Origin of the sequence: Adhaeribacter terrigena (genome assembly GCF_016623615.1) — a bacterium.
Lineage (GTDB): Bacteria > Bacteroidota > Bacteroidia > Cytophagales > Hymenobacteraceae > Adhaeribacter_A > Adhaeribacter_A terrigena.
Window position 1 is genome coordinate 314,681 of record NZ_JAEHFX010000004.1, and the last position, 20,993, is coordinate 335,673.

Here is a 20,993-nt window from a genome sequence, read left to right on the forward strand (position 1 = left end):
GCCCGTTGCAACGAGGGAAAGATTGAATTGGAGAATGCATGAATGACAGAATAAAAATCTATTCTCTAATTCGCTCATGCAATAATTCCCTCATTCCATAAATCAGATCTTATAAACCATGGCTACAATAAACGAAAGCACCGTTAAAATAAGCCCGAACATGAAAATGGTATAAGAAACCCGGAGCAGCGAATACTTCTTTTTCAGCACTTCGCCAAGGTAATAAATATCGGTGATCATGTTGTTGTAAAGCGTGTTTTTGTCGCGCATAATTTCGTGGATCGAGTGCTGGAAATCTTCCAGGGCAATGCGCGTAAAATTGCCGAAGAAGAGCATGTTTATTTTGCGGTTTATCACTTTCTGCGGTTTCACAGCAAAGCTGGTTACTTCGGGCTGCGCGCTTAATATGGCAAAGATCACCGAGCCCAGCGTAGCTAAAAGCAAACTGCCCACCGGCACCAGCAAGATCGGGTTTTTGGTGAACTGCGCCCCCAGCATCGAGGTTTTCGCGCCCAGGTAAGTAATAATTACCGACATGATAATGGCGTTGAGGCTGATCATCATGTTGGCTTTATTATCGGCCATGGCGCTCAGTTCCATGTGGTTCTGGTACATGCTCCGGAACATGGTTTCGATGCCGCGCTTGGGCTGGGCATACGTGTCCTGGCTTTTGATCTGGGTCTCTTTTTGTTTTTTAGAGGTTTTCTTCAGCTTTTCGCGTTGCCGCTGAATGTTTATTTCGCGCTGCGCTTCAAAACGTTCCTGTGCCGGTTGGGTCCGAAAAGCATGGCGTTGCAAAAAATCGAGTTGTACCTGTGCCCATTCAAAATCGGAATAAAAGCGGTTCAGAAAAATTTCCCATTCCACGCGCAGCAATTCGGCTGAGCCTTCAAAACTATCTTTTCCCAGATGGGCCAGGTCGGCATCCAGCAGAATATGGGCTAAAAGTTCGGTGCCTTTGTCCTCGATCCGCGATTCTCTGATGCAGGCCGCAATTTTGGCAATGCCGTCTTCGGGGTAGTTTTGTTCGCGCAAAAAAGCAATAGCCCGGCGCGCGCTGTTTTCTTCGTGGCCCTCGTAGGTATCTACATATCCGGTGTCGTGAAGCCAGGCGGCCAGCAGCAGCATTTCCATTTGCTCAGGCGGCAGGTTATGGGCCTGACCTAAAAGGCGGGCTTCGTTTACCGTTTCGGTGGTGTGCTTATAGGTGTGAAAAACCAGTTTTTTCGAAAGTTTCTCCTGGAAGAGCTTAAAAACATAAGCGCTGGCTCTGTGCAGAATCTCGGTATCGTTCATAGGAAACTATTAGGGAATAAGGGCGGGAAAGGGCGGTTTTTGTTTGGTTTGGTAATGCGGTTCTTAAATTCCCGTACAGCGTTCAACGCTAATAACCCGGCGAAGGTTTAATTCAGAAAACGCTATGGTTTGAGGGCCAAAAAGTATGGGCCGGTTGCCGCGGCAGATAAAATGTTAACCTTAAAGCGCGGGTTTGCGTTTGTCTTCTCAATCTGCCAGGGCAAAACATTTCAGCGTCTTTATACGTCCAATATGCTATATTCTTAAAACGGTATCTTTTTAGTGCCCAAAACTGCCGCCCAATTTCCTGTTATGAATTTATTGCTGCCGAAAGCTATCTCCATGAAAAATAAGCACTTCGCATTATTTCTGAATTTTTGTATCCTGATCTTTGCCGCCGGTTGCGCGGGTTTAAATCCGCCGCCCAATTATAAATCTGAAGTTTCTAACTGGAAAACCCTTACCCCGCCCGATAGCCTGCAGATCAAACATTCTGTTTTCCTAATCGGCGACGTGGGTGCTCCCAAAGACAAACCCCGCGAGCCTTCGCTCCAGCTCATGCGCAAACAACTGGAAGTGGCCGATTCTAATTCTACGGCCATATTTCTGGGCGATAACGTGTATAGCTACGGCCTGCCCGAACCGGGTGCCTACGACCGTAAAATTTCCGAACGCCGCCTCAATACCCAGCTCGATATTCTGAAAGATTACCGCGGTGAGAAATACATGATCCCCGGCAACCACGATTGGGCGCAGGGCCTGAAAGGCGGCTGGGCAGCAGTGATCCGTCAGGAACGCTACGTGGAAGAATACCTGAAAGACTCAGCTTTTGTAACGGGCGGCGATTTTTACGTGCCCGATGGCGGTTGCCCGGGCCCCTACGAAGTTAAAATTCAGGACGATGTGGTGATCATTGCCCTGAACTCGCAATGGTGGCTGCAATACGAAGACCGGCCTTACGGAGGCAGTTCGGGTTGCAATGCAGTAAACGAAACCGATGTCTATATCCAGATCGAAGATATTATTAAGAAAAATCAGGGGAATAATATCCTGGTTGTGGCCCATCATCCCATGTTTTCCGATGGCGTGCACGGCGGTTATTTCACCCTGCTCGATCATATTTTCCCGGTTTCTATTGTGCATAAATGGGCGTTAATTCCGTTGCCGGTTATTGGTTCTATTTACCCCATTGCGCGCCGCTTTGGCGGGGTAACCCAGGATATTTTTCACCCTTCCTACAAAGCCTATATCCAGAACCTGCTCAATATTTTCGAGAAGTACGATAATATTATTTACGCCGCCGGCCACGAACACAACATTCAGTATTACAAACATAAAAACCTGCATCACATTGTAAGCGGTTCGGGTTGCAAAGTGCAACATTTGCGCGCCAAAGGCGATGCTTTATTTTCGCATAAGGAAAAAGGCTGGGCCAAAGTAAACTACTACAATACCGGCGATGTGTGGGTAGAATTCTGGGAGCCGAGAGGCGACGGAAATACCGGCGAACTGATGTTCCGCTACCCGCTTTATGCCAAGAAAACGGCTGCCATAGCCGAACTGGATCTGCCAACCCGCGATTTTTCTGATAGCTCCGTTACCTTGCCGGCCAACCCGGCTTACGCTGCCGGCAATACCCGCTCTTTCTGGCTGGGCCTGCATTACCGCGACGAATGGGTAACACCCGTAAAAATGCCGCTCCTGAACCTGACTACCGAATTTGGCGGCTTGGTGCCTTATAAGACCGGTGGCGGCAAGCAAACCAAATCTTTAAAACTGCGCAACGAAGCGGGGCAATTATACCAGCTGCGTTCGGTAAATAAAGATCCGGCCAAAGCCCTGCCCGGCGACTTGCGCGAAACCGTAATTAAAGATGTGGTGCAGGATCAGATCTCGGCGCAGCATCCGTATGGAGCCCTTATTATTCCCAAACTGGCCGATGCCGCCGGCGTGCTGCACACCAACCCGAAGCTCGTTTTCATTCCTTCGGACCCGGCCCTGAAACGCTACATTGCCGAATTCAGCAACACCATTGCGTTCCTGGAAGAAGACCCCAACGAAGGCCATGAAGACGTAGCCAGCTTAGGGAATGCCAAAAACCTGGTAGGCACCGAAAAAGTGCTGCAACGCCTGCGCGACGATAACGACAACCGCGTGAATGAACAGGAATTTGCCCGCGCCCGCCTTTTCGATATGCTGGTTGGCGACTGGGACCGGCACTCCGGGCAGTGGCGCTGGAAAGAAGACAAAACCGAAAAAGCCCGCATTTTTACCCCCGTGCCGGAAGACCGCGACGTGGCTTTCTTTAAAACCGATGGCCTGATCCCGTACCTGATCACCCGGAAATGGGCCGTGCGCAACATTCAGAATTTCGGCTACGATTACGGCGATTATATTGGCCTGAACTTAAGCGCGCTGAACAACGACCGCACCTTTCTTTCGAGCGTTACCAAAGAGCAGTGGGTAGCCATTGCCAACGATATGAAGAATTCCATTTCGGATGCCGAAATTGAAGAAGCCGTGCGCGCTTTGCCGCCGGAAGTGTTTCCGCTCTCGGGCCCGGAAATAATTGCCAAACTAAAATCGCGCCGCGACCTTTTGCCCAAGGTGGCCGCCGATTATTACAAAGTGCTGTCTAAAGAAGTAGATGTTGTAGGCACCGATAAGCACGAAAAGTTTGAGGTGAAACGCCTCGATAACCAGCGCACCGAAGTTACGGTGCATAAGATCACGAAGCAGGGCACCGAACGCGGCATTATTTACCAGCGCACCTTCAACACCCGCGAAACCAAGGAAATAAGGCTCTATGGCCTGGATGGCCGCGATATTTTTGAAGTTACCGGCAAAGTCCGCAAAGGTATTCTGGTGCGCATCATCGGGGGCAACGATCCGGACAGCATTACCGATGTTTCTAAGGTAAAGGGCATGAAAGATAAAACGGTAGTTTACGATACGGAAAAAGACAACGTATTTGCTTTCGGTTCTGAAACCAATGATAAAACCGAACCTTTTAAAGAAGTGAACGTGCTGGACCGCGATGTTTATAAGATCCCGTATTCGGCACCCAAACTGTTCCTGGGTTATAACGAAGACGATAAAGTTTATCTGGGCGGCGGTTTTGTTTACCGTAACTACCGCTTCCGGAAAACGCCGTTCGCATCCGAGCAATCGCTGGTAGCCAATATTGCGCCGGCCACAAATGCCTTTAATATTCGTTATACCGGCGAGTTTAAGCAGGTTATAAAAGATAAATACGACATCGGCATACTGGCGGCATATTACGGCCCCCAGCTGCTTTATAACTATTTCGGTATTGGTAACGACACCGAATTTAACCAGGAAAACGACATCGAATATTACCGCGTGCGTTTCTCCCGCTTCCTGTTCTCGCCAACCATAAACAGCGATGTTTTCAGCTTTTTCCAGGTAGGCATTGGCCCGCAGATCGATCTGTTTAAAATAGACGAGAATTCGGGACCGTTCGTGCGCCAGGAAGCCGTAAGCCCGGAATATAGCGAAGCGCAGGCCACCACGGAAGATTTTCAGCAGAACCGTTTTCTGGGCTGGCGCGGCTTTGGTAACCTGGAATCGGTAACCAACGAAATAAATCCGCGCCTGGGTATCCGGTGGCTCAACAACCTTTCCATGAACTGGCAAATGGAAGAATCCGGCCGCCGCTTAACGCGCTATGGTTCTGAATTGGTAGCTTATTTCAGCCCGACCTTGCCGTTCCAGCTTACAGCCGCTTACCGCCTGGGCGGAGCACATAACTGGGGCGACTATCATTTTTACCAGGCCAATACCCTGGGGGGAACAACCAACCTGCGCGGTTACCGCCGCACGCGTTTTGCCGGCCGCAGCGCAATTTACCAGAACCTGGAGTTGCGGGTGGAAATGTTCAACTTTAACTTCTACCTCTTCCCGGGCCGCATTGGCGTGGTTGGGTTGTATGATATGGGCCGCGTATTTGCCGATACGGATACCAACAGGAAACTATTAAGCGATCTGCACACCGGCTACGGCGGCGGTATGTGGCTGGAAGTAATGAAAAAACTGGTAGTGGTAGGTACTTATTCCAAAGGCGAAGAAGGATTGTTTAACCTTACCTTTGGCTTCCTGTACTAAAATATGGTTTTCCGGAGCAGGTAATAGAAATAAACAGGGCTTAACTAAAACTTTATCAGATAGATAAAGTATGATTTCTGATATAGCGTCTTCCATTTTACCCCGGAAAAACGCTATTGTTTCCGGCCTAAAAACTTAAAACTATGAAAATTTTTTACAGTACTCTTTTTACTTTTCTTGCCCTGCTCAGCAGCTTAGGTGCGCAGGCCCAGGATGCAGCGCAGGATACCAGCCGCCAGGATAAAGAATATGCCAACCCATCGGTGGAAGGTACGCCCAGAGGCCGTTTCTTTCTGCTGCGGTACCAGCGCTTATTCAGCCACGACTTTAATTCTACCGGCGATTGGAAAAACCTGCCCGTAAGCAAAGATGCCAGGATCAACACCAACAACGTTGCCGAGATCAAAGGCTTTATTCCGATCTGGAATAATCCGCACTTTAAAGCGGTGCTGGGCGTTGGCTATGAGCGCGAAGAGTTCAATTTTGAGGACAGCCACGAACTTGCCTATCTCTACCATGAGAACCTGCAGGATAAAGGCTTGAAATCGTTGAGCGCACAGATTGCCACAGTAAAACCTTTGAACTATAAGAATTACCTGGTAATGCGGGTAAAAGGGGCGCTGAACGGCGATTATACTTCCGACGAACTCAACTTTAACGATTACCTGAAGTTAACGGCAGAGGCTTTGTATGGCTGGAAAAAGAACAAATACTTTACCTGGGGTATCGGGGCGCAAGCGGGTTATACCTTTGGGCGTTATTCCATTTATCCGGCCATTTTATATAACCGCACTTTCAACGACCGATGGGGCATAGAAGCAGTTTTCCCGGCAAATGTTAAGGTGCGCCGAACGTTCTCCGAAAAATCGTATCTGTATTTCGGCTACAACCTGGACGGGTATAGCTATAATATAAAAGTACAGAAACCGCCGTTCTATAACAGTCCGGTTTTTGGCGATATTAAAACAATTGAGCTGCGCCATAACGACGTAAGAGCGCAGCTTCGCTGGGAGAAAGAGATCTACGATTTTCTCTGGTTCTCGCTGGAAGGCGGTTACCGGTATAATATTGCCTTCGATGCTTTCCGTACCGGCAGCGACCGCGACGACAGGCTTATTTCAACCAACTTAGGCGGGGCGCCTTACGCCGCGGTAGATCTTTACTTCGTAGTGCCAAGAGCTTTCCTGAAACGCTAGGGTTTAAGTCTTAAAAACTAAAAAGCCGCGCCGGATTTACTTCGGAGCGGCTTTTTTATGTGGTACTTTTGGAGCTGAAAACGCTATGCTTTCTGGCTTTAAAACTATTTCGCCACTTCCACCCAGCCTTTGTAAGTTTTGCCGGTTTGCTGATTGCGCAGTAAATAGTAATAGGTGCCGTCGCTGAGTTTTTTATCAGGCCACTGATCCTGGTAGTTTTGCTGCTGGTAAATCAGGCTTCCCCAGCGGTTGTAAACGCTGAGCTCATACGTTCCGGCTTCCAGTCCTTTGGGTTCGAATTGGTCGTTTAGGTTATCATTGTTGGGCGTAACGATGTTGGGAATGAAAGCGGTTTTAAAGCAGCGCTCGGTTTTTACTTCCAGGGAATCGGAGAAGAAGCAGCCTTTTACGGTTTCCAGTTTTACATGGTAGTTTCCGGCTTTAGCAATCGTAATGCTTTGCGAAGTAGCGCCGGTGTTCCAGCGGTAGCTTAAGGCTTTGGGGGCGGTAAGTGTATAGCTGTCGCCGTTGCAGATGGTGGTATCTTTAAAGCGGGCTTCGGGCAGTTTGTTGAGCGTAATCTGGATAGAATCTCTTACGGTTGTACAAGCAGTGGTAATTTCGAGCCAGTAAGTTCCGGAAGTAGTAGCTGTGAAAGTAGGAGCAGTGCTGCCATCCTGCCATAAATAACTTAATGCAGCCGGGTTTGCGCCGTTTATTTCAAAAGGCTGCGTGCTGCAAAGAACCGTATCTTTCGGTAGCCAGTTATTCTTCACGACCGGCCGGTAATTTACGGTAATGGAATCGCGCCAGGAGCCGCAGGCATTGCGAAGGTCTGCCCAATACGTGCCGGGTTCAGTAACGGTAAACGTAGCCGCCGAAGTAGAATCACTCCAAAGCAGATTGCCGCCAGCAGCATTTACCGAAAGCGATAAAGTTTCTCCCGGGCAAAGCGTGGTATCACTTGGCAAAGTTAAACTCAGCGGGCTGTCAAAACGCACCACAATCGTATCGCCCAAGGTGCCGCAGCCGTTGGAAACTGAAACCCAGTACGTGCCCGGTCGGGTAACTACGTAAACCGAATCGGTGTTAATGGAATCCTGCCATTCGTAAGAGGCTCCCGGTTGGTAAGTGTTCAACCGTAAGGTGTCGCCCAGGCACAAAGTCGTATCGTTGCCTAAGCTGGGTTTTACAATGGTAGCCGGAATGTAAACAGTTTGGCGGAGCGTATCGGAATCGAAGTTGAAATGCACGATGGCTTGTACCTGCTTGGGGCCGGGCGTGGCGTAGAAGTGCTTGGGATTGAACAAGGTGCTCGTATTATGAATGCCCGAAGCCGGATCGCCGAAGTTCCACTCCACCGAATCTACGTATGCCGGGTTGCCCAACGCAAAGAAAGCCGTATCGCCGAAACAGGTTTGCTGCATTGTGATCTTCGGCCGGTAAAAATAGCTCTGGATGAAGGCGGGGAGGGTGGTTGGGCCATACAAACTGGTATCCATTTTTGTCTCAAAACTATAAGGAACAAACCGGCAGGCTTTGCCTTTTAGGTTTGGCCGATGGATCACGTGAAATTTGGCTGCAGAATCTTCAGCGGCAATATAAATCTTACCATTGGGGGCTACTTGTATTGGATTGTTAAGATTTAGAATAAAGGTACCAGTAAAATTATATTGCAAAATATTAACAGCACTATTAAATATATCTGTCGGTGTTGCTGTTCCCGCTTCGAGATCATACTGTATCAGCTCTAAATTATCTGGCATTGTCAGGTTGTCTTTTATCCTGATGGAGTATAGTTTAGTACCATCAGGTGAAAATTCCAGCCCCATATGGTCTGCTGTATCAGGAAGAACGCCCTTGTATGTTATAAAACCTGTGGTAGCATTAAAGTTTAATAAGAATATACCACTTCTTCCCCCTCCTGCTGCCTCCGTAAATGCAAGAGTTTTACCATCCGGAGATATTTTAATGGAAGTTCCATTTCCGGCATTAAAAAGAGAATAATTAAGTATCCGGCTAGTTACAGGATTAGTATTTAAACCGGATGGTCCGACAAGATAAGAATCAAAAATGTGTGAAGAGTCCTGTTGCTGAATTACCCAAAAATCGCGGTTATTGCGGTGCTGTACGCCAACTTTATTGGACCACATTAGACGTGAAAGGCAAATATTCTTAGTTACAGTTACATCACCTAATCCGTTATTCAGATTCATATCTACTATAGAATATAACTCACAGGAAGGTGGGTTGGTGAAATTACTATAGAACACATAATATTTTTTAGCTTGGGCTGGCCATGGAACAATTAAGCTATTGTAAGTTGAACCCATAGAAATGGCGCTGCTGTTGGGCAAAGGCTGATGGTTCCGATTCCATAAGCCGTAGATTGAATGATTATCTCCTGTGTAAAATAGAAGGTTACCATTAGCATCAGAAATGGCGGCATGGCCTAGATGCATTAATGACTGCCCGCCCTGTAAGTTACGTGGTGGATTATAGTTGAAATTAATGCCTACGCCACCACCAAAATACCAGTTATTAGCTTCCTTCTGGCCATAAACGTTTGCTCTCAATAGTAATAGGACATTTATAACTAGAAAAAAAGTTAAAAGATTTGAAGGAATTGTTTTCATGGCTGGCAGTGGTAAAGACTTAATTCAAGCAGGCTTTATTCAAAAATACAAATTAATATGTGTTACAAAAATCTTCCGGCAAATGCCGGAAGATTTTTAGGATAATTAACATAGCGCCACTTAAGACTACTTCTGTATTTTAACAGTTTGCTGTGTATTATTCGTTATAAAACGAAGCACGTACATTCCTTTTTGCAGATTCTCAGTTTGTTTTGAGTGCAGGGATAATTGGTTCACACCTGGTACTAAGTTGCTAGTTTCAAAATTAGCTACTTTCTGTCCAGCTAAATTATACAAGGACAGAGATTTTACTACATCACCTTCTTTTAATGTAATCTCCATCTGACTTTGATCTGTAATTGGATTTGGATAAATTTTTAAAAGATTGGGAGCAAATGGGTTTGTTGCTGAAGTACCATTTGGATTAGCTGTTCTTAAACTTGAATTTAACCAATGGCTTTCTTTGTAAAGGATTGCTTTTTGGTCTTCATCCACAAACATGTAAAATGTATTACCAGGATTAATATTTCCAACTATAGATGGTGCAAACTGATTTCCGTTTGTTTTTAGGTTTACAACAGAGAAATCTACTGTTACGGGTACACCACCCCAATACAAGCGGGTTGCTAAAACTTCTTTGTTATTAGTTCCTAATTTGCCAGCATCGCCATAGCTCCATGCAACAATAACATTATCACCAGAATAAGTAACTACCGGCTTTTCGTTATTGCCATTTCCAAATTGCGCACTATTTGTAAGTGCTACAGAATATACATTTGAAAAATTATCGTTGGTAACTGCACTGTATACATCATTATTCACCTGAACTACAGCTGCAAAATCATTGTCATTGAAGTGACTTGGACTATGAGGAGCAGTTATTCTTGGATATTGCATAACATCAGTGTAACTCGGGGCTTGTACCACCGGTATACCACTTATGCCAGAAGGCGTAGCTGTAATACCAACCGAAGAGAATGGCATTTGTAATACTGCAGTTTCTTTAGCAGCATTCACAACGTCATCATTTACATAAATAAAAGAAACAACCACATTATTACCTTTTTTATTTACTGCTACATCCGGGTGGTAATTCTCCAAGTCACCAAAAGGGTCATCTACTATTTCCTGTGCAAAAGCACTTGCTGGCCAGGAAAGGGTATTGCTTACATTATAACTCCGGGCAAAAATAGCATTGTTATGCTCGTAAACCACTACAGCTTCCCCGCTTGGAGTTATATCGATATTAGGGTTTGTGCAGCCAGATGCCTGGCTGCTGACAGTTTTTGCTGCAGCCGATGTAAATTGATTTGTTGATGCATTATAGGTGTAACGGTTACAAGTAGCTCTGCCTACACTATTTATAAAGACAACAAAAGCATAAGTAGTAGTCCCGTTAGAATATAAAGCTACATCCGGATTTGTCGCACCAGAAGGTAAGGGAAAAGGTACGCCAGTATTGCCATTGAGTTCACAAACAATTGAAGGAGTAGCGCCGTCATAAACCATTGCACGAAGAATGCTATTTGAATATGCTATTTCATCTACACCAGTATTTAATATGGTTGGGGTAGTAGCAAAAGTAGTAGCTATTTTATCAGGGTTCGTTGCCATGATGAATTGTTGCGCTTTAGCAACTTGTGCTACCCATAAACATCGCGCCAGCCAGGAGCGCACTGAGGAATAAATTTTTCTTTTTCATGTAGTTCTTTTTAAAAGATGAAAGTTTGTTAAGTGATGATGAATCCAGCCCGATTTTCAGCCTGGCAATAAACTGAACCGCGTTTGCAAACAGGTTAAATTTGTTATCTCAAACAACGCTCAAATTCACCTTCCTAAAAAAGACAATTCTCACCGCAACGTAACATTTCATTCTGTCAATAATTATTACGTTCTGTTAATTAAATGTGGAAATTTAGAATGTGGCAGCCTTTTTACTTTATTAAAATACAGGGAAAATAGCACTAAATGCAACGCAAACAATAGATGGTATTGTATATTGACTTATTATTAAGATGCTTATGGAGACAAGTATTGATTCTTTACAATCAAGCTTTCTTGTTTTGTTTTAAGTGGTTTTATGTTGTAATTAAAAAAGAATAGATATAGTAACAGTTTATTTAAATGTAAATAAATCTTCGACTTGCTATAAGAGAGAGCACAAATGGCCCAAAATGCTATAAAAAAACCTGTCCCAATTCTGAGACAGGTTTCTTAACCCAAAAAACGCTATACTTTCGGGCCTGAAAACTATTAATAACTAGAGTCACCTTCCCGGTTCATCGAGCAGGTTGGTATTTTTTCGCAAAAAACGCAGCAGCACAAACAGGCCGGTGCCCAGCAGTAAAAGCAATTGCCAGAGCGGGTCCATGAAAAAGCGGCCTTCGTAAATAAAGTAACTGATGGCGTTGAGCGCGGCAAACGAAAAGAACATGGCAAACAAACCGTTGTATTCGCGTTTCAGCACGTTTTTAAAAGAGAAGCTCGCCGGGCTGGAAACCCAACCCGTAAGGGCTGGCAGAAAAGCGGGCGTGCGTTCGGCCCAGGTTTCGTATTCGGCGCCGTAGGTTTTGCGCAGGAATTCTTCTTCGGCATACATAATGCGTTCGTAATAAAGCCAGTAAGCCAGGCAGCAAATCGCCACAAACCACCACAAGCCAATATACAGGAACAAACCCAGCCACATCAGGAAATTACCCAGGTAAAGCGGGTGCCGCACTACCGAATAAATGCCGGTGCGGTTCAGCGTATCGGCTACCTGTTTTTCGGTATTGCGGCCCGAGGTGCCTTTGGGCGTAAAGCCAATGGTAACGGCCCGCACCACCAGACCCAGAAACGAAATGCCGAAGCAAAATAAACCCCATTGCGGATGGCTCATGCTGCGGTGCGTATCTTCGGGGTAAAACGACATGATGAGCAAAGCAAAAGCGTAAAGAACGAGCGGTAACCAGCTTCTTCTGCGGAATAGCCAGTTTCCCGACAATTCAAATTCTTCTCTTAAAGGCATGCGTAAGCGTAAGATCCTGAAACGAAATAAAGTGCAATATGCGGATTTATTTTAATAACCGGCTCCAAAACCAGCGGTTTTTTGTATAGATCCGCACCTATCGGATCAGCAGATTTTCAGGGTTATGATGTTAGGGAAACGTTTGAGTAAGACTTCCTTCAGATTCCTTCCGCCTGCGTCGTTACAAGCTTTTCCGGCTTCTTTTTGGGCAAAGAAAAGACCGGGGCAGAAACGGACGCAGGCTTATTTCATGCAAACAATTAAATAATCAGCCGCCCCAGGCTTTTAGAATCCATAACGAACCAAAGAATTACTCCTCGGTCCTGGCTTTATCTTCCTTACCTTTTTTCTTATCCTTGTCTTTATCTTTATCCTTGTCTTTATCCTTGTCCTGCTGTTTATAGTTTTTCGGAAAATCGAAGAAAAGGAGTTTGCTTTTATCGCCGCTGATGTCGAGCCAGGAGTTGCAGTTAAATTCGAGCGCTACCACGCCCGCGGTAGGCATATCGGCCAGAGCCTCCGGCGATAGTTTATTGGCTACTTCCGATAGCACCGGGTTATGCCCAACCACCAGCAGGCAGTCAATATCGTCGGGCACGTGCTGTAAGATCTTGATCAGTTCGCTGCGGCCGGCTTTGTAAACGCTTTCTTGGCTCTGTATTTTTTCGCGGTCGTAATCCAGCTCTTTGGCCACCAACGTGGCGGTGGTTATGGCGCGCACCGCCGTGCTCGATATAATAAGGTCGGGGATCACATCGCGCGAAAGCAATTGCTGACCCATTAAAGGAGCATCCTGCCGGCCCCGCTTGTTCAGCGGACGGTCGTGGTCGCTCAGTTCCGGAAAATCCCAGCTCGATTTGGCGTGGCGCATTAAAAATAAGGTCTTCATATAATTGGTTTGATATAAGCTTTTGCAACTGCCGGAAAAACGGTAGGGTTTCAGGCCCGGAAAGTAGGCGCGCGCCGGCAGATTGTAGTTCTTTACTCTTTTGGGGCCTGCAAGGTTTTCTGTCCGGAACGCGGTAGATTCCCAGGCCCGTTTTTCCTTTTTTCCTTTCCTCCGTCAAATCCCTTCCGGGTAGCCGCAAGCACTTTTTCCGGCCCGAAGCATAGCGTTTTGGGAGGATTTTGAGCTTGGCCGGTATTAAATATATTAAAAACGCTATGCTGTAGAGGTTCCACGACTGATGTTTCAGAATATTTAAAAAAATTCTTTATTTTTTATTTGGAAGCAATCTAAATAAGATAGTAAGTTTGCCATTATTTAAAATTAGTCTAAATAAACACACCGCTATAACTACAGCTCTATGAATAATTTCTACCACTTTAATCAAACTATGAAATACGGGCTTGTCCTGTTGCTTTGTTTCTGCCTGCAGCTTGCCGCATTTGCGCAGAACGGCAGCATCGAGGGCCGCATAACGACCAGCGAAGGCGAACCGGCCGGTTTCGTGAATGTTTATTTAAAAGAAGCCGGAAAAGGCACCGCTTCTTCCGAAAACGGCAACTACACCCTTAAAAACGTAAAACCCGGCAACTACACCCTTATTACCAGCCTGATCGGTTTGCAAACCCAGGAAAAAACGGTAGCCGTGGAGCCCGGAAAAGTAACCAACCTGGATTTTACCTTGTCGGAAAGCAGCCAGAAATTATCGGAAGTGCAGGTTATTGCCCGCCGCACCCAGAACGACCGCCCGGTGGCCGTTGGTAAAATGGCCGTTCGCCCCATGGATATGCCGCAAAGCATGGCTGTGGTAGGCACCGAAGTAATTACCGAACAACAGGCTTCCAAACTAAGCGACGTAATTAAGAACGTGAACGGCGTGGCGCTGGGAACTACCCGCGGCACCACTTCCGAAACGTTTTTTGCCAGGGGCTATAACTTAGGCGCCAACAACATTATGAAAAACGGCGCCCGTTCCAATTCCGCCGTAATTCCCGAAGCCAGCACCTTAGAAAGAGTAGAAGTTTTGAAAGGCAGCGCGGCTTTATTATACGGCAACGTAAGCGGCGGCGCGGTAATTAACATGGTTACCAAACAACCAAAATATGAATTTGGCGGCGAAATTTCCATGCGCGCCGGCAGCTACAACCTTTACAAACCGCTGGTAGATATTTACGGCCCGATCAGCCAGAAATTAGCGTTCCGGGTAATCGGAACCTACGAAACAGCCGGCAGCTACCGCAAAAACATAGAATCGGAGCGTTTATACGTAAACCCATCCTTGCTTTACAAGATCAGCAACCGCACCGATATTTTGCTGCAGGCCGATTACCTGAAACACGACCTGACCCCTGATTTCGGTGTAGGCTCCCTTGCCGATACCATTCTGAATACCAAAGTGGGCCGTTCGGCTACTTTCAACACGCCCTGGGCTTATAATAACGTAGCGCAAACCAACGCCTCCTTAAGCGTAAATCACCAGTTCAACGAAACCTGGAAACTGAATTTCATTGCCGCCCGCCAGGATTTCGACCGGAATTATTTCTCTACCGAACGCATTCAGGCTCTTGCTAACGGCAACTGGGGACGTAAACTTACCCGCTCAAAAATTGCTGAAGATTACTACAACAGCCAATTGAACCTGAACGGCGCGTTCAAAACCGGAGCCCTGGAACATACGGTTTTAGTGGGTGCCGATGCCGAACGGTACATGAATATCACAAACGGGTTTAATGTTTTAGGTTTACGCAAAGGCGGCGTTTACGACAGCATTAATGTGTTTGACCCGAACAGATTTGAGGCCCGCACCGATCTGCCTGAAACCACCAATATTACCCGCACCGAAACCCCGACTTACCGTTACGGCGTTTTTGCCCAGGACCTGATCAGTATTTCGGAGAAGTTTAAAGTACTGGCCGGTTTGCGCTGGTCGTACCAGGAAGCGGCGCAAGCCAAGATCTACGACCTGGAAAAAGATACTGTTACCACCGGTGCCAAAGCAAAATACGATCAGGCATTTTCGCCAAGAGTTGGTTTGGTTTACCAGCCATCGGCCGCCACTTCGGTTTTTGCCAGTTATTCCAACAACTTCACCACCAATGCCGGCACCGATATCTACGGCAACAACCTGAAACCATCCATCATCGATCAGTATGAAGTTGGGGTGAAAAATGACCTGATCAAAGGCCGCCTTTCTGCCAACGTTACCATCTACCGCATCCTTAACAACGACCTGGCGCAAATGGCCCGTTTCGATAAAGACGGCAAAGAAAACGCGAACGCCAACTTCAAGGAATTTACCGGCCAGACCACTTCCGACGGCGCCGAAATTGACCTGAACGGAACCCTGCTGCCGGGCCTGAATTTCCTGGCCGGTTACAGCTACAACTTTATGCGCTACACCAAAACGCCGGGCAACAAAGGCAGCTACAAAGAAGGCGAACGCCTGGTAAACAACCCGGCTCATACGGGTAACGCGAGTTTATTCTACACCTTCAGCACCGATAAATTAAAAGGTCTGAAAGTAGGCGTATCGGGTTTTTATACCGGAGCCCGCAATGCCGGCTGGAACAATACCTATGGCCAGACCCAGCAATTCAGCCGCCTGATTAAAGTAGATGGTTTCACGACTTTCGATCTGACCGCCGGTTATACCTACAAGCAGATCTCCTTGCTGGCCAAAATGTCGAACATCACCAACGAACTGAACTACTACGTGCACGAAAACTACAGTGTAAACCCGATCGCGCCGCGGCAGTTCGTAACCACGGTTTCTTATAAATTCTAATTATTTTTGCTCTCACGCAAGCCCGGAGTTCTGATCGGAACTTCGGGTTTTGCAATTAAAAAAGGCTATCCTTTTGCCGCTAAAAACTACCCATGAAAAACTTTTTCCGCGACATTCACTTGTATCTGAGCCTGGCTGCCGGGCTGGTAATTGCTGTTCTTTGTTTTACCGGGGCGGCCCTTGTTTTCGAGAAAGAATTGCAGCAAACCATTTACCCGGAACGCTACCTGGTTAAACCCGCCACCCAGCGCGCCAGCCTGGAAGAAATGGTAGCCGTTTTAAAGGAAAAAGTGCCGGGTGCGAAAGTTTCGGGCGTAAAAGTGTATGCCGACCCCAGCCGCACCGTAGAAATAAATTACCTCGATCCGAAAGACCAGGAAGGCAAAGAAGGTAAGGCCGGGAAAGAAAAAGCCGACGCAAAAACGGTAGGTTCTGAAGGCAAAAAAGTCGGGGAAAAGGCCGAAGGGAAAGGCGATGGTAAAAAAGATAAAGGCGGCAAAAAAGAAGGCGGCAAAGAAAAAACCACTACTGCTTTCATGAACCCGTATTCGGGCGAATTGATCAGTTTGTATAGCCACCGCAACTCGTTTTTCTACACCATGTTTGCCACACACCGCTGGCTTCTGGCCGACGATATTGGGAAAATGATCACCGGGGTTTCTACGCTTATTTTCCTGTTTATTCTGCTTACCGGTATTATTCTGTGGTGGCCTAAAAATAAGAAGATCCTGAAGCAGCGCCTGCGTTTTAAGTGGGACGGCGGCTGGAAACGCATGAACCACGACCTGCACATTGTGCTCGGTTTTTACACGGCCATTTTCCTGTTCGCGTTTGCGTTTACGGGTCTGGCCTGGAGCTTTAAATGGTTTAACGATGCTATTTATGTAGTTACCAATTCCGAAAACAAAAAGCCCGAACCGCCAAAATCTACCCTGGCTGAAAATACACAAACGGTTTCCTTCGATCAGATTCTGGCAACCATAAAAACCCGGGAACCTGAGGCGCAATTCTACAGCCTGAATGCGCCGAAAGAAGCTGACGGAGCTTTTTCCGTTTCCGCTTTACCCCAGGATCCGGCCCACGAAAAAGCGGCCAACCAGTATTTCTTCGATCAATATTCCGGCAACCTGCTTGAGCAAAACCTGTACGCCGATAAGAATCTGGGCCAGCGCGTGCGGGCTACTTTTTACCCGGTACACGTCGGTTCGATCGGAGGGTTACCGGGCCGTATCATTGCCTTTCTGGCTTGTATTGCCGGCGTAACGTTCCCCATTTCCGGAATCATTCTCTGGATAAACCGCCTCCGGAAAAAAGACAGTAAGAAAGCCAAAAAGAAAGCGCGGGTAGCAAATGCCGTAAGGTAATAGTTTGCAACAGTTTGTCCGTTTTAGCCCTCTCCTCATTCAGGAGAGGGTTTTTTATTTAATCGGGATTTTCAGGGTAATTGTCTGAATCAGAATTTACAGAAACGAAGTTCGGCGTAGCCAATTTAGAATTTCCGGAATAAGCCCCTCTTAAATAGCTAAAAACAAGGAGGGCTTTCATTACGCACTTCGCCTGCCTTTCTTTCCAAGTATGTAATATGCAGCAGAAGATAAAAATCCGCTACAATGGAAATCAGGAGCACCGGCTTTGCTGTTTTGTTGCGCAGATTATAACCCGATAAAACTGCCGGGGAAAAAAGAAAAGTTAAAAGAAACACCGGCAGGCGGAAGAATATCGAAGTTTAACGATGTTGTAAAATTGTTATAATTTTGCCGGCTCTTTTTACTTTTATTCCCTAAAACCCTAGCGTTTTTCTGCATGAAATTTCCCTTGCTTTTAGCGGCCGCTTTATGCCTGGCTGCCGGCGTTTCGGCCCAATCTCAAACCAAACCCCGCGCCCGCGAATTAGGCGTTCCCTTCGAGGGCGTAACCGGAAAATATAACGCCATAACCGATGTGCCGGGCGTTTTGGTTGGCTATAAAACGCTCATAAAAGGTAAAGGGAAACATAAAGTTGGCAAAGGCCCGGTGCGCACCGGCGTAACCGTAATTCTGCCCAAAGGCAAAACCGACGAAGCCGTTCCGGCGGCCTGGTTCAGCCTGAACGGCGACGGCGAAATGACCGGCCTGCCGTACGTAGAAGATTACGGCACCACTTCCGGGCCCATCGGCATCACCAATACCAACAGCGTAGGCGTGGTGCGCGACGCGATAGGCGAATGGAGCATCAAAAACTTTTCCACCAACGAGCTCATCGATTTTTCTTTTGGATTGCCGGTGGTCGGTGAAACGTTTGATGGCATTCTGAATGATATTAACGGCCTGCATGTAACCAAAAAAGATGTTTTCGATGCGCTGGATAATGCCAAAAGCGGTCCGGTAGCGGAAGGCAACGTGGGCGGCGGTACCGGCATGAGTTTGTTTTTATTTAAAGGTGGCAGCGGCACTTCGTCGCGCACCATAAAACTCGATACGGCTACCTATACGCTGGGCGCTTTTGTGCAGGGAAATTTTGGCGGAAGAAAAGACCTGATGGTGGCCGGCGTACCGGTTGGCAAAGAAATTACCGACCTGCGCCCGATCATCAACACCAAAGAAAAGGACGGTTCTATCATCGTGATCATTGCCACTAATGCGCCGCTTTTGCCTTCGCAACTGAAACAAATTGCCAAACGGGCCTCAATTGGTGTGGCGCGCACCGGCGGTTTGGGCCGCAATTCTTCCGGCGATATTTTCCTGGCTTTCAGTACGCAGAACGCGCAGCCAAACGCAAAAGGCACCCTGGAAGTTTGGCGCTCCATTCCCAAAGATCACCTCGATGCTTTTTACCAGGCAACCGCCGAAGCCACCGAAGAAGCCATTATTAACGCGATGCTGGCCGCTGAAGACATGGAAGGTATAAACGGGAATACGATCTACGCGCTGCCCGGCCAGCGTTTGCAGGAAGTAATGCGCAAATACAACCGCCTGAACGAACCGAAAAAGTAAAAAAAACGCTAGGGTGTAAGCCCCAAAAACAAAGGTTTATTTATTCGGAAGGGTAGCACTTCTCATAATTGATTTTGCCACAAACAATATTCTAAGCAATTTCTACCCCGTAAAACCGTTGATCGGGCAAGCGGAAATATTAGTTGCCATTTCTGAAATTTAAACCCGGTTATTTAAAACCCGGAAGGCATTTATTTAAACAAATCGTTGCGGTTTCCGCTAAGCAAGCTATGGAAATTCTTGTACTGGTTATGCTTACCTTGCTGAACGGATTTTTTGCCCTTTCAGAAATTGCGATTGTTTCAGTGCGCAAAACCCGGATCGAGCAGAAAGCCAAAGCCGGCAATAAGAACGCGCAAACCGTGCTGAATTTATTAGCCGAACCCGAAGATTTTCTTTCGGCGGTGCAGGTGGGCATTACCCTGATCGGGATCATTTCCGGAGCTTACGGCGGCGCGGCTTTAAGCGACGATGTGCGGCCCTGGCTCGAGCAAATCAGCTATTTAGCGCCCTACGCCGACAGCCTTTCGTTTGTATTGGTCATTGCGGCCATCACGTATTTTTCCATCGTGATCGGTGAGCTTATTCCCAAAACCATTGCAATGGGTAATTCCGAGGAAATTGCCCTTTTTGTAGCGCCCATCATCCGGATCTTTACCAAAGTAACGCTGCCGCTGGTAAAGCTGCTTTCCGTTTCTACCAGCCTTATTTCCCGTTTGCTGCGCGTAAAAGCCCCTTCGGAAGAAAAGATTTCGGAAGAGGACCTGCGGCAGATCCTAAAAACCGCCGGCCGGCAAGGCTTGCTGGCCAAAGAAGAAACCGAGCTGCACCAGAACCTTTTTTACTTTTCCCGGCAACGCGCCCGCAGCATGCAAACCCACCGCAAAGACCTGGAGTGGATCGATCTGTCTGCGCCCATCGAAAAGATCAAAGCCCAGGTGCACCAAAGCATTCACTCCAAATTTCCGGTAGGCGATGGCTCGCTCGATAACGTGGTGGGCGTTTTAACCACCAAAGATTTTTACGAATACCTGCTGGAACCAAGCCTGTCGTTACAAAGCATCATTAAAAAGCCGATCTACGTGTCCGAAACCATGCTGGCCGGCCCCATTCTGGAGCTTTTCCGGAAGCATAAGCAGAACATGGGCGTGGTGGTAGATGAATATGGCGCCGTGGAAGGCATTATTACGCTGCACGACATTCTGGAAGCCATTGTAGGCGATCTGCCCGATATAGACGAAGGCTTTGAACCTGATATTGCCCGCCGCGCCGACGGCAGTTACCTGGTAAATGCGGGTATTTCCATCCGGATGCTGAACCGGGGCCTGGAACAGGAGATTATCCGGAAAGATCCGACCAATTATGCTACGCTGGCCGGTTTTATTACCTGTTTCCTGAGCCGCGTGCCCAAAACCGGCGAAAAATTGCTTTACAACGGCTACGAATTCGAAGTAGTGGATATGGATGGTTTTAAGATCGATAAAGTGATTGTGAAGCGCTTACCGGCTGGGCCGGTTAACTAGTTTTTCTTCCTGAAATGCTATCGTTTTACCCTCAAAAACTAACTGCCACGCCTTGCAAGGCGTGGAAATTACGGCAGTTTTCCAAACAAAAAGGCTACCGTTCTGCTTCAGAAAACGGTAGCCTTTTTTGCTTTAAAAGTAGTGGTAAGCTACTAGGTCAGTTTCGATTCCAGCTGGGCCAGCACGCCTAAAAAGTACTCCGATTTGCTTTCTATCGTTTTTAACCCGTCGTGCGCCTGGTCTATATTGCCGGTGTTGTAAAGTTTAAATAAGTTCAGGGCCGTGGCATTCAGGTCCTGGTGCGTGTCGGCCAATTTTTTCATTTCCGGCTCGTGGCCGTATTTGGGCAAGCCGGTATCATTGAACCAGAAATTTACCGGGCCGGTATGCGAGAAAAAAGCTTCGTCGAAGGTGCCTCCGTAAAGCACCGAGCGCACCTTCGATTTATAAAGGATGTGTTTGATCCGAAGCTGTTGAAAATCTATTTGCGCTGCATTCATATATAA

The 20,993-nt window shown here is 47.1% G+C and carries 12 protein-coding genes; 6 read left to right on the forward strand and 6 right to left on the reverse strand.

The genetic code is table 11. From position 1 onward, the window contains the following. Window positions 1-102 precede the first annotated feature (102 nt). On the reverse strand, window positions 103-1,296 hold the full coding sequence (locus I5M27_RS10320) for a Pycsar system effector family protein (protein ID WP_200506127.1): 1,194 nt from the start codon (window positions 1,294-1,296) through the stop codon (window positions 103-105). A gap of 342 nt (window positions 1,297-1,638) precedes the next feature. Between I5M27_RS10320 and I5M27_RS10325 the strand changes: the two genes are divergently transcribed. Then, entirely contained in the window at window positions 1,639-5,421 is a 3,783-nt protein-coding gene (locus I5M27_RS10325; RefSeq protein ID WP_200506128.1) for a metallophosphoesterase, read from the forward strand. 143 nt (window positions 5,422-5,564) lie between these two features. After that, window positions 5,565-6,617 carry a DUF6268 family outer membrane beta-barrel protein gene (locus I5M27_RS10330; RefSeq protein WP_200506129.1) on the forward strand — a complete coding sequence of 351 codons (1,053 nt, stop codon included), beginning with the start codon at window positions 5,565-5,567 and terminating at the stop codon, window positions 6,615-6,617. 104 nt (window positions 6,618-6,721) lie between these two features. On the opposite strand, the gene I5M27_RS10335 is transcribed toward I5M27_RS10330, so the two are convergent. From I5M27_RS10335 to I5M27_RS10350, 4 genes are all read right to left on the reverse strand, one after another. Continuing rightward, a complete protein-coding gene (locus tag I5M27_RS10335) occupies window positions 6,722-8,119 on the reverse strand; it encodes a gliding motility-associated C-terminal domain-containing protein (protein ID WP_200506130.1) in 1,398 nt (465 codons plus the stop codon). A 1,260-nt stretch (window positions 8,120-9,379) separates the two neighbouring features. Continuing rightward, a complete protein-coding gene (locus tag I5M27_RS10340; RefSeq protein ID WP_200506131.1) occupies window positions 9,380-10,867 on the reverse strand; it encodes a T9SS type A sorting domain-containing protein in 1,488 nt (495 codons plus the stop codon). 652 nt (window positions 10,868-11,519) lie between these two features. Further along, entirely contained in the window at window positions 11,520-12,260 is a 741-nt protein-coding gene (locus I5M27_RS10345; protein WP_200506132.1) for a methyltransferase family protein, read from the reverse strand. 310 nt (window positions 12,261-12,570) lie between these two features. Next, a complete protein-coding gene (locus I5M27_RS10350; protein ID WP_200506133.1) occupies window positions 12,571-13,149 on the reverse strand; it encodes a SixA phosphatase family protein in 579 nt (192 codons plus the stop codon). A 448-nt stretch (window positions 13,150-13,597) separates the two neighbouring features. Here I5M27_RS10350 and I5M27_RS10355 point away from each other — a divergent pair, with 448 nt between their 5' ends. From I5M27_RS10355 to I5M27_RS10370, 4 genes are all read left to right on the forward strand, one after another. Next, window positions 13,598-15,991 (forward strand): TonB-dependent receptor, encoded by a 2,394-nt coding sequence (locus I5M27_RS10355; protein ID WP_200506134.1) that lies wholly within the window; start codon window positions 13,598-13,600, stop codon window positions 15,989-15,991. A gap of 92 nt (window positions 15,992-16,083) precedes the next feature. Then, window positions 16,084-17,355: a PepSY-associated TM helix domain-containing protein gene (locus I5M27_RS10360; protein WP_200506135.1), complete on the forward strand. Its 1,272-nt coding sequence runs from the start codon at window positions 16,084-16,086 to the stop codon at window positions 17,353-17,355. A 439-nt stretch (window positions 17,356-17,794) separates the two neighbouring features. Then, a complete protein-coding gene (locus I5M27_RS10365) occupies window positions 17,795-18,964 on the forward strand; it encodes a DmpA family aminopeptidase (RefSeq protein WP_200506136.1) in 1,170 nt (389 codons plus the stop codon). Between the two features lie 230 nt (window positions 18,965-19,194). Further along, window positions 19,195-20,487: a hemolysin family protein gene (locus I5M27_RS10370; RefSeq protein ID WP_200506137.1), complete on the forward strand. Its 1,293-nt coding sequence runs from the start codon at window positions 19,195-19,197 to the stop codon at window positions 20,485-20,487. A gap of 152 nt (window positions 20,488-20,639) precedes the next feature. Here the strand turns inward: I5M27_RS10370 and I5M27_RS10375 are convergent, their stop codons facing one another. Then, entirely contained in the window at window positions 20,640-20,987 is a 348-nt protein-coding gene (locus tag I5M27_RS10375; protein WP_200506138.1) for a histidine kinase, read from the reverse strand. Between the last annotated feature and the right edge of the window lie 6 nt (window positions 20,988-20,993).